11 protein-coding genes are annotated in these 9,943 nt (G+C 58.6%); 4 read left to right on the top strand and 7 right to left on the bottom strand.

Features of this window, described 5'->3' with window-relative positions:
• Nucleotides 1-224: 224 nt before the first annotated feature.
• The 4 genes from AACZ26_RS08365 to AACZ26_RS08350 all read right to left on the bottom strand — a co-directional run bounded on the left by AACZ26_RS08365 (nt 225) and on the right by AACZ26_RS08350 (nt 2,406).
• Entirely contained in the window at nt 225-362 is a 138-nt protein-coding gene (locus AACZ26_RS08365) for a hypothetical protein (RefSeq protein WP_339620602.1), read from the bottom strand.
• A gap of 307 nt (nt 363-669) precedes the next feature.
• Nucleotides 670-1,167, bottom strand: coding sequence for a heme-binding protein (locus AACZ26_RS08360; RefSeq protein WP_339620600.1), 498 nt, complete (start codon nt 1,165-1,167; stop codon nt 670-672).
• Nucleotides 1,164-1,619, bottom strand: a complete 456-nt coding sequence (locus AACZ26_RS08355) for an NUDIX domain-containing protein (RefSeq protein ID WP_339620599.1) — start codon at nt 1,617-1,619, stop codon at nt 1,164-1,166. Before AACZ26_RS08355 ends, AACZ26_RS08360 begins: the two co-directional genes overlap by 4 nt.
• Before the next feature lie 10 nt (nt 1,620-1,629).
• Nucleotides 1,630-2,406, bottom strand: a complete 777-nt coding sequence (locus AACZ26_RS08350; RefSeq protein ID WP_339620598.1) for an SDR family oxidoreductase — start codon at nt 2,404-2,406, stop codon at nt 1,630-1,632.
• 101 nt (nt 2,407-2,507) lie between these two features.
• Here AACZ26_RS08350 and AACZ26_RS08345 point away from each other — a divergent pair, with 101 nt between their 5' ends.
• The 4 genes from AACZ26_RS08345 to AACZ26_RS08330 all read left to right on the top strand — a co-directional run bounded on the left by AACZ26_RS08345 (nt 2,508) and on the right by AACZ26_RS08330 (nt 5,214).
• Complete coding sequence (locus AACZ26_RS08345) at nt 2,508-3,038, top strand: NfeD family protein (protein WP_339620597.1); 531 nt, start codon at nt 2,508-2,510, stop codon at nt 3,036-3,038.
• Complete coding sequence (locus AACZ26_RS08340; protein WP_339620596.1) at nt 3,035-3,949, top strand: SPFH domain-containing protein; 915 nt, start codon at nt 3,035-3,037, stop codon at nt 3,947-3,949. Before AACZ26_RS08345 ends, AACZ26_RS08340 begins: the two co-directional genes overlap by 4 nt.
• Complete coding sequence (locus AACZ26_RS08335; RefSeq protein ID WP_339620595.1) at nt 3,924-4,706, top strand: glycerophosphodiester phosphodiesterase family protein; 783 nt, start codon at nt 3,924-3,926, stop codon at nt 4,704-4,706. Before AACZ26_RS08340 ends, AACZ26_RS08335 begins: the two co-directional genes overlap by 26 nt.
• A gap of 142 nt (nt 4,707-4,848) precedes the next feature.
• Nucleotides 4,849-5,214, top strand: a complete 366-nt coding sequence (locus AACZ26_RS08330) for an RNA polymerase-binding protein RbpA (protein ID WP_339620593.1) — start codon at nt 4,849-4,851, stop codon at nt 5,212-5,214.
• Here the strand turns inward: AACZ26_RS08330 and AACZ26_RS08325 are convergent, their stop codons facing one another.
• Genes AACZ26_RS08325 through AACZ26_RS08315 form a run of 3 tightly spaced genes read right to left on the bottom strand, consistent with a single transcriptional unit; the run spans nt 5,215 to nt 9,943 of the window.
• A complete protein-coding gene (locus AACZ26_RS08325) occupies nt 5,215-5,940 on the bottom strand; it encodes a polyprenol monophosphomannose synthase (RefSeq protein WP_339620592.1) in 726 nt (241 codons plus the stop codon).
• A complete protein-coding gene (lnt, locus tag AACZ26_RS08320; RefSeq protein ID WP_339620660.1) occupies nt 5,933-7,498 on the bottom strand; it encodes an apolipoprotein N-acyltransferase in 1,566 nt (521 codons plus the stop codon). Before lnt ends, AACZ26_RS08325 begins: the two co-directional genes overlap by 8 nt.
• A gap of 12 nt (nt 7,499-7,510) precedes the next feature.
• Entirely contained in the window at nt 7,511-9,943 is a 2,433-nt protein-coding gene (locus AACZ26_RS08315) for a DEAD/DEAH box helicase (RefSeq protein ID WP_339620591.1), read from the bottom strand.

Raw genomic sequence — 9,943 nt, 5'->3', positions numbered from 1 at the left:
TACTGGATACACGATTCATGGCTATCTGCAAAATATGCGGATGACTACGTTACGAGCTGACATAATGTGCATTATCGGATACCAACTGTGACCGCGAGAGTGGCCGGGTTGGCTCTGTGTGCGGCCTCTTGAGCGGTCGACTGACAGTCGCGAGATCTTTCTCGCTGGTGCCGAAGCGCAGGCGTGTTTCTTGCGGACCTGATGCAGTCTGAGTAGACGGCAACTCAACCGTTCTTCAGGATTCCCGCTGGAGTTTTGTGCGTTCCACCAGCGCGTGAGCTCTGGGCCAATAGGAGTTCGTTCAGCGCGTCGAGCGCCGCAAGCAGCGCGTTGAGTGCCACCCGATTCACATTTTCTGACATAACGTGAGCGACTTCGGCGCCGCGCTGCCTCCGTGGCTTGCGCCGGTATCCCGAGCGCTGCGGCCGTGCCACTCTCGTCCAGGGTTGCTGACGCGCATCGAGCGACTGTGACGAGTCCGAACCACGCCGCCACGAGAGCGTCGCGGTTCAACGCCGCTCCCCTGTCTCGGTGTGCGGCAGGGGTCTCGGTGTGCGGCAGGGGTCTCGGAGTGCGGCAGGGGTCTCGGAGTGCGGCAGCTCACGCTGCGTGAGAAGAAATGCTGATGTGGCTGCTGTGCCCAGAATACACGAATTCATAGAGAATATATCAACTTCTGCGCTTGTGTGGGAGTCCGCGACTATCGAGAAAACGAGCAAGCGCTTCCGCTGCGGCCTCGTGGTCGACAGCGTCTGGCTCCCCTGACATTGTGATCGTGCCGACGATCTCGCCATCGACCCGCAAAGGAATGGAGCCTCCGTGGGCTTTTACCACTTCGTGATCGACGTCGGTGCGGTCTTCGAAAGGCGCACCGTTTGCACGATGGCGAAGTTTGACAAGAAGAGACGGCTCTTCGAATCGCTCCGCGGCGGCTGCCTTGCCGGCAAGCCATGCATCGTTGTCGACGTTCGTATCCTTCAGCTTCGCCTTGAACACGACATCCCCACCGAGCACGACCTCAACTGCAAGATTGAGATCCCACTCCTTGATGACCTGGACGGCGAATAGTCCCAACTCCACAGCGTCATCATTGGTCATTCGAACGCAATTCACCGTGTTCAAGTATTCAAGATCAGCAACGGTGTATTCGCGAATGCGGCGAGTCATCGGCTTCTTTTCTCTAAGCGAGTCTGAACGATCTCAACAAGCTCCGCCGGTTCAAAACGATCACATGATGTAGCCAACTCTTCGACTCTCCACCACCGGTGCTCGAGCACGTCGACCTTCTCGTCGTCAGTCCAGAAATCTTGCGACGGCACGAAGGCATCCACCTCGGCCTCGTAGAACACGGCATGACCTGTGTCATGGTCGGCGTCGTCCCACTCGACATCGAAATCGTGTGTCCACACAGGCTCACCGAGATCAGAGAGAACAAGCCCGGTCTCTTCGTGAAGCTCACGAACAGCAGCCTCGTGATGGGACTCCCCCGGGTCCACGCCTCCGCCCGGGGTCAGCCAGCGCGCGACGCCACTCGTGTCCGGTGCTTTCGTGAGAAAGAGCAAGAAACGGTTATCGCGGTCGAATAGCAGTACGCGGCTAGTAGCGCGGTTGACCGGCATCCGAGACTCTCTATTTGTTGAGGAAGTCGGAGACGTCGCCCACGTAGCGAGTGTTGTTCTCAGGAACGGGATCCACGGCGGCAGACGCGACCTCAGCGGCGAATTCGCTCACGTTGTACAGGCGCCCGGCTGCTTCCTTTCGCGCCTCGATCGCGCCGGGGTTGGCGCGCTGGAGGAGAGTTGCCGTGATGGTGCCCTCGATCATGTCGCCGGAAACAACCACAAAGCCAACACCCTGGGCTTCAAGTTCTGGAATCAGTTCGCGAAGGGCATCTTCGCCGGCGCGCTTGCTGAGTGCGACAGGCACGTACTCGGGCATCGTTTCTACTGTGCGAATGAAGTGCGCCTGATGGCTCGTGACGAAAACGACGCGAGAACCTTCGTGAAGCAGCGGCATCATTGTCTTCAGGAAGTTGACCTGAGCGTCACGGTTGAGCTGCATGGCGTAGTCCTCAGCCATTCCGCCCTCCATGCCGCCGGATGCGTTGAGCACTAAGATTTCGAGCCCGCCGAATTCGGCCTTCACTGTCTCGAACAGCGCTGAAACAGTAGCCGGGTCAGTGAGGTCCGCGCCAATGGCGATAGCTGAACCATCAGTTTCGTTGAGCTGCGCGACTAGCTTGAGCGCGCGCGCCTCCTTGTTGCGGTAGTTCACGGCAACACGGGCACCGGCCTGGGCGAAGTAAGCCGCGGTGTCGGCACCAATCCCCCGCGACGATCCAGTGATGAGCGCGCGAGCGCCATCGAGCGAGTGAGCGGCCAGGGGGTTTGAAGTATCGCTATTCACGCTACGACTTTAGCGGTCGAAGCTGCCCTCTGCAGTGATCTAAGTGCTAGCGTCGTGAATGAAGATTTGTTGATCAGCGCAACGATGAAGGGCGCCAGCTAATGCTCGTAGACCTCACCCAGTATCTGTGGATTCTTTGGTTGGCTCTTGTTGTGCTGTTCATCGTCGTTGAAGTTCTCACTCTCGAGTTCACGTTTCTGATGATTGCGGCTGGCTCCCTCATCGGTGGGCTTGGTTCCAACCTCTTGGGCTGGCCGTGGTTTGTGCAAATCGCTCTCGCTGCCGCAATTTCGGGCCTCCTCATCTTCACGATCAGGCCGATCCTGTTGATGAACCTTGAAAAGGGTGCAGACCCCGCCAAAAGCAACGTCGATGCTCTCTACGATCTCGGCGGTCGAGTCACGGGCGCCTTCACCAACGGTGTGGGCGAAGTGAAGCTCGACAACGGTGAGACCTGGACTGCGCGTATCGATGAGCAGTCGCCCACTGCGTCGATCGCGGTAGGTAAGCGTGTCGCTGTCGCAGGCATAGAGGGTGCGATCGCCCGCGTGGTTCCCGAACCTTCGCAGCCACACTCCAGCACCACTAAGCCTCGAGCGACCCCACAGTCGCCGAGAAAGGAAGAAAAGTGAATGATCCCGCTGGCTTCATCGGCCAGATATTTGTCATCATCCTGCTCGTCATTCTCGCGATCTTCGTGCTCGTCACGCTGTTCCGCGCTATTCGGATTGTTCCGCAGGCGCGCGCCGGCGTCGTCGAACGGCTCGGAAAGTATCGAAAAACTCTCCTTCCTGGGCTCAACATTCTCGTGCCGTTCATCGACCGGATGCTGCCCCTCATCGACCTGCGCGAACAAGTTGTTTCGTTCCCACCGCAGCCGGTGATCACCGAAGACAACCTCGTCGTCTCCATCGACACGGTGGTCTTCTTCCAAGTCACGGATGCTCGTGCCGCGACCTACGAAATCGGCAACTACCTCGGCGCCGTCGAACAGCTGACGACCACCACACTGCGAAACGTTGTTGGTGGCCTCAACCTCGAGCAAGCACTCACGAGTCGCGACAACATCAACTCACAATTGCGAGTCGTTCTGGACGAAGCAACGGGCAAGTGGGGCATCCGCGTCGGGCGGGTCGAGCTCAAAGCGATTGATCCACCCCTGTCAATTCAGGACTCGATGGAGAAGCAGATGCGTGCCGAGCGTGACCGCCGAGCGCAAATTCTGACCGCCGAGGGAACGAAGCAGGCAGCGATTCTTGAAGCTGAGGGTTCGCGCCAAGCCGCGATCCTCGAGGCTGAAGGTGAGGCCAAAGCGGCTGTTCTTCGCGCTGACGGTCAAGCTGCGGCGATCAAGACAGTTTTTGCCGCAATTCATGAGGGCGATCCCGACCCGAAGCTTCTTGCCTACGAATACCTCCAAACGCTGCCTAAGATTGCAGAAGGTGACTCCAACAAGATGTGGATCATCCCGTCAGAATTGACGGAAGCGCTCAAGGGCATTGGTGAAGGATTCTTTAGTGGCAAGGGACCAGTCGCGCGGTAGCGGTAACTCGTCGTATCTCTCCCCCGCACACCCCCGCGTGTTCGCGCACCGGGGGCTTGCGGTTGACGCACCCGAAAATACGATGCTTGCCTTTGCGAAGGCTGTTGCGGCCGGCGCGCAGTACATCGAGACGGATGTTCACGTCAGTCTCGACGGGGTCGCGGTCGTCGCTCATGACCCCGGGCTCGCTCGAGTTGCAGGACGTGATATCAAAGTCAGCCAACTCACGATGGCCGAACTGCGACGCATTGAACTCGGCGACGGCCAAGGGTTCTGTTCACTGGCCGATGCGCTCGATGGCTTTCCCGAGACTCGCTTCAACGTGGATGTCAAGATCACAGGAGCTGTCCTTCCGGCAGCGCGTGCCATTCGCGAAATTCGCGCGGTCGATCGCGTGCTCGTAACCTCGTTTGATGAAGCACGCCGTGCTGCGGCCGTTGAACAACTGCCCGGAATCGCGAGCTCCGCATCCGCGCGCCGATTCTTGATGGCGCTCATTAGTGCGAAAGCGGGCATCTCTCCCGCAACAAAGCGAGCACTTTCGGGCCTAGTGGCCATTCAAGTGCCAGAGAAAGCGCTAGGGTTGCGGGTGACCACTCAACGGATGATTTCCCGCGTGCATGATCTCGGACTCGAGATGCATGTCTGGACAATCAATGAACCGCAGCGAATGAGTCACTTGCTCGATCTCGGAGTCGATGGAATCGTCACTGATCGAGCAGACCTCGCCCTCGAAGTTGTGAAATCGCGCGCCTAACGGTCGCGCACACTCCACTTCACGGCAGCGGGAAATGTTGGCAAATGCTGACAACTCGCTGTGAACACTGCGCGCTTGGAAGCATTCGTTCAGCAAGAGGCGTTATTACTTGTAGAAACCGCGAATTGAAGGAGGCCACACGATGGCAGATCGCAGCTTGCGCGGCATGAGACTTGGAACCCAGAGCTTACAGAGCGAAGAGGGTGTCGAGTTTTCCCCGCGGAAAAAGAGCGTATACAAGGCGGCCGACGGCAGCACTTTTGAAGTGATGTTCGCGGCAGACGCCGAAGTTCCCCAGCAATGGCAGGATGCCAAGACTGGTCACGAGGGAACACTCCTCGACGAAGACGGTGCACTGGTCGAACTCGATGAGGTCGACGTTAAGACTCCACGTAGCCACTGGGACATGCTTCTCGAGCGTCGCACCCGGCCCGAGCTCGAAGAACTCCTTCAAGAGCGCCTTGACTTCTTGCGTGCCCGCCGCGGCCAGCAGAAGATCGGCGCCTAACTAACGACGTGCTGAACTCAGGGTCGCCGATATGCCCCATCCGGTGACCCTGAGCAGTGCCTCTGCAACAATTCCTGCATGCATTTTTGACCGGCCCGTCGAACGCTCAACGAACGTGATCGGATGCTCTGCCACTCGGTAGCCCGCACGTTCCATGTTCCAGGCCAGCTCGACTTGAAAACAGTAGCCCTGCGAGGAGACACCCTCGAGTCCGAGTTCTCGAAGGGCGCTCGCGCGAAACACCCGGAATCCTGCGGTCAGATCTTTGATATCTGAGCGCAACATCCGACGAGCATACGAGTTTCCTGCCTGCGAGACGCTGTGGCGGTACCACGGCCAGTTCTTTACTGAACCCCCCGGTATCCATCGGGACCCGATAACAAGGTCGTTGCCTGCTTTAGCGAGAGTGATCATGGCCGGAAGATCAGATGGATCGTGTGAACCATCAGCATCGATCTGAACGATGTAGTCGTAGCCTCGCTCGAGAGCGAGAGCAAAGCCAGCCAAGTAGGCCTTACCCAAACCCTCTTTCTTCGCGCGGTGCAGAACTGATACGCCTGGGTCGCCGGCGGCGAGCTCTTCAGCGCGCTCCCCTGTGCCGTCGGGGCTGGAATCGTCGACGACGAGCACATGAGCGCGCGGCACTGCTTGCCGTAGCCGACCGACGATTGAGGAAACGTTCTCGATTTCGTTGTAAGTGGGGACTACCACGACGACGTTAGGCATTCTTTCTCCGACCGACCAGACCTGCGATTAAGACTGCGCTGAGTCCAAGGCCTGACACGAGCCATTCAAGCTCCCGGCCGCCCAAAACGGCCGGAGTGATGCTCGTGGAGAGCGGCACATCTTCAACCATGGTTGCTGCGGTATACCAGGGTACTTCGGCGACAGTAGTTCCATCGGGCGCGATAATCGCGCTCAGCCCGACAGTAGAAATATTGACGACACTGCGGCCCAGTTCGAGCGCACGAATTCGAGCCATGGCGAGTTGCTGAGCACTCTCGTCAGTGAAGCCGAAGTCGGCATTGTTCGAAGACGCGATAATTACTTGCGCGCCCTGTTCGACAGACTCGGTCAAAATCTGATCGTCAACGATATCGAAGCAAATGTTGACGCCCACCGTGACGCCATTCACGTCGAAGACCATGTCTGTGGTTCCGATGGAATAGTCGCGGGCGATGAGACCAATGAGGTCCGGCGCGAATTGCGACCAAAATTCTCGATTCGGTACATATTCGCCGAATGGAACCGGGTGGCGCTTGTCGTAAATATCAACGACGCCCTCCCCCGGCATCCAGAGGATCTGGCTGTTAAAGACTTTGCCGTCGCGCTCAGTAATGTCACCAGAGATCAGCGGTGCACCAGCTTTGTCTACGACATAGTCGAAAGCGGATGCCGCGTAGCTATTGCTCAGCGGCGAAACGTCGGTGCCGCCCTCCGGCCACACCACAAGGTCCAGATCTTGCCCATAGAGCGGTTCAGTGGCGCTGAGCTGAGCGTTAAGGAGATCGCCTCGTTCTCGTTGGTCGAAGTACGCTGCCTTGCCATTGCCCTGCACTGCGCCAACCCGGAGCGTGCCCTCCAGCGTCGATTGCCACGTCGGAACGTTGAGCAGGATCGTGAAGATGGCCACCGGCACGAAAGCGGTGCGGAGCACCCTTGACGTGTGCTGGGAGCGAGCATCCAGTGGCAGCGAGGTGTAGTGACGCCACGAATATTCTGCAGCGGAGAGACAGAGCGCTACCACAAGAACCATGGCGAAGCTAACGCCGGAAACACCGAGCCACGGAAATAGGGGTGAAAGCGGACTCTCTGACTGCGAGAGAGCAACTCGGCCCCAGGAAAAGCCGCCGTACGGCCACACGCTCATCCATGCTTCGCGAGCTGTCCAGAGGCCGGAAACAACGACCGCAAGACCTAGGGTTGCTCCCCAGCCCGCGCCGTATACACGCGGAATCCAGCGATAGGCCAGAGCGATGGCAAGACCGCCGAGCGCGACGAACAGCGACTCAAGAAACGACAGGGCCAACATCGGAACAGGACCCAAAAAGAGAGACGCCCACGAAATGTGGGTCAGATAGAACGCGAATCCGCCCACAAAACCCACGAGAAGTGCGGAACCCGTGCTGCGCCCCCGCAGCGCAACGAGCATGAGAGCGATACCGACAAATGTCACCGGCCAGAAGCTCTTGTCGGGAAAGCCCGCATCCATAATCGGCCCCGAGGCAATCGCTGTGACGATTGCGGCCCACAATGGCAGCACAGCAACGGGTTTGTCGGGCATCACGAGTCGAGCCTAAGCGACAGAGCTGTAGGCGACGATTCCACGACGGATGCCATCAAGCGCCTTACGCGCGGTACGGCCCACGTCCCCATCAGCGACGACAGACAACTGGTCGAGCAGATCGATAGTTTGCTTGGTCACGCGCACAAAGTCTCCTGCTGCCATCTCGGCGAGGTCAAGCACAGAGTCTAAGTTTGATCCATTCGCCCAGCGGTACATCGAGAGCGCAAGCCCGGCCGCGAGGGGCTGACTGCCGGGAAGACGGTTATCGCGCTCCAAGTCGTCGAGTTGAGCCCACAGCGTCGTCGTCTTGTCGAAAGCCTCACGGAATGGTCCACGAGGCAGATACCGGTCGCCGAGGTCTCCCTCGTCGCGGCGAGGTTCATAGACGAGCGTTGTCGCCATGGCCGCGAGAGACGCGGCGTCAAGGTCGTTCCAGAACCCTTGGCGCAGTGATTCGGCGACCAGGAGATCGCGTTCGCCATAGATTCGACGCAGGATGCGCCCGTGCGCGTTGAGCGTCATCTCCCCGTTCTTGCCCGGCTCGATGTACTCAAGCTGAGTAAGAACGTCGGTCACCCGGTCGAAGATCTTCGCCACGGCACCCGTGCGGTTCTGGATCTGACGGCTCAACTGATCTGTCTCGCGCTTGAGGCGCCACCAGCGTTCGGCCCAACGAGCATGAGACTCGCGTTCGGGGCACGCGTGACAGTCATGCTTGCGCATCTGATTGCGCAGGGCGCCGAGCTTTCGCTGGCGCCGCTCGCGTTCGCCCCGGTGACCCGCATCGCCGCGTGGTTGAGGCTTTTTCTCAAGGTCGTTGAGTTCCCGGCGGATGCGAGAGTACTCGGCGAAATCGCCCAAGTGGCATTCCATCGACTTTGCATAGCCGTCGAGCGAGTTTTTCTGCGAACGGACCTTGCGTGCGAGGTCGACGACAGCACGGTCTGCTTGGAATTGCGCGAAGCTCGACTCCAGAATTTCACGAGTGTGTTCTCGGCCAAACAATTCGATGAGGTTGACGGCCATGTTGTAGGTCGGTTTGAAACTTGAGTTCAAGGGGTAGGTGCGGCGTGAGGCAAGCGACGCAACCGCTTGCGGGTCTAGGCCGTCGACCCACTGGATGACCGAGTGACCCTCGATGTCGATACCGCGCCGGCCGGCACGACCCGTGAGCTGGGTGTACTCCCCCGGTGTGATCGGAACTCGAGCTTCACCGTTGAACTTCTCAAGCTTTTCCAGCACGACAGTACGGGCAGGCATATTGATGCCGAGAGCAAGTGTTTCTGTCGCAAAGACCGCTTTGACGAGCTTCTTTTGGAAGAGCTCCTCTACTACCTCTTTGAACGCAGGAAGAAGGCCCGCATGATGGGCCGCAACGCCACGTTCGAGACCGCTCAACCAATCCCAGTAGCCCAGAACAGCGAGATCTTCATCGAGAAGAGTGCGACAGCGTGCCTCCACGATTTCGCGAATCTCGTCACGCTCCTCTGACGTCGTGAGGCGAACACCCGCGCGCAGTACCTGGTTCACTGCCTGATCGCAGCCCATGCGACTGAAGATAAAGAAAATAGCCGGCACAAGGTTCTTCGACGACAGCATGGCTACGACATCCGCGCGGTCCATTCGAGACCGTGCAGGGCGTCCGCCATAAGAGTTCTGACGATTACTCTTGCGGCGGTTGCCCACAGATTGGCTTCGGCCGCCGAAGCGAGCCATTTGCGCGAGTTCCGGATTTACTCGGTTCGTGGCAGCCAGTCCCGAAGAATCAAACAGGTCAATGAGCTTTGTGCCTACGAGCACGTGCTGTTCGAGAGGCACTGGACGGTCTTCAGAGACGATAACTTCAGTGTCGCCTCTCACCGCCTGCAACCAGTCGCCAAACTCCTCAGCGTTCGACACTGTCGCGCTCAGTGACACCATCCGAACGTCTTCGGGAAGGTGAATGATCACTTCTTCCCAGACGGCGCCTCGAAAACGATCGCCGAGGAAGTGCACTTCATCCATGACGACAGTGCTGAGGTTCTTCAACAGATCGGACTTCGCATACAGCATGTTGCGAAGCACCTCAGTGGTCATCACCACGATGCGGGCACTCGCGTTGACGTTGGTATCCCCGGTCAATAAGCCAACGGCTTCGGGGCCATATTCGGCGACGAGTTCTTGAAACTTTTGATTACTGAGCGCTTTCATCGGCGCTGTGTAGAAGACCTTGGGGCCATCCAACTGCATGGCCCGATAGATGGCAAACTCCGCGATGATCGTCTTGCCAGCGCCTGTAGGCGCCGCGACGAGAACACTCTTGTCGGATTCGACCACTTCACAGGCAGAGATCTGGAACGAGTCCAGATCAAAGCGTTGGCTCGCGCGGAATGATTCGAGCACGGGGTATCCACGACGCTTCTTCGCCGCGGCGTAGCGTTCGGCGGGAGACAATTCAATCAT

Origin of the sequence: uncultured Salinibacterium sp. (assembly GCF_963974405.1) — a bacterium.
GTDB lineage: Bacteria > Actinomycetota > Actinomycetes > Actinomycetales > Microbacteriaceae > Rhodoglobus.
This window is presented reverse-complemented; position numbering and strand designations above follow the sequence as displayed.

What these genes read in the sequence shown, in the direction of transcription:
- AACZ26_RS08365 (WP_339620602.1), bottom strand. Translation starts at nt 362, where the DNA reads ATGTCAGAAAATGTGAATCGGGTGGCACTCAACGCGCTGCTTGCGGCG.
- AACZ26_RS08360 (WP_339620600.1), bottom strand. Translation starts at nt 1,167, where the DNA reads ATGACTCGCCGCATTCGCGAATACACCGTTGCTGATCTTGAATACTTG.
- AACZ26_RS08355 (WP_339620599.1), bottom strand. Translation starts at nt 1,619, where the DNA reads ATGCCGGTCAACCGCGCTACTAGCCGCGTACTGCTATTCGACCGCGAT.
- AACZ26_RS08345 (WP_339620597.1), top strand. Translation starts at nt 2,508, where the DNA reads ATGCTCGTAGACCTCACCCAGTATCTGTGGATTCTTTGGTTGGCTCTT.
- AACZ26_RS08330 (WP_339620593.1), top strand. Translation starts at nt 4,849, where the DNA reads ATGGCAGATCGCAGCTTGCGCGGCATGAGACTTGGAACCCAGAGCTTA.
- AACZ26_RS08325 (WP_339620592.1), bottom strand. Translation starts at nt 5,940, where the DNA reads ATGCCTAACGTCGTCGTGGTAGTCCCCACTTACAACGAAATCGAGAAC.
- lnt (WP_339620660.1), bottom strand. Translation starts at nt 7,498, where the DNA reads ATGCCCGACAAACCCGTTGCTGTGCTGCCATTGTGGGCCGCAATCGTC.
- AACZ26_RS08315 (WP_339620591.1), bottom strand. Translation starts at nt 9,943, where the DNA reads ATGATTGAATTGTCTCCCGCCGAACGCTACGCCGCGGCGAAGAAGCGT.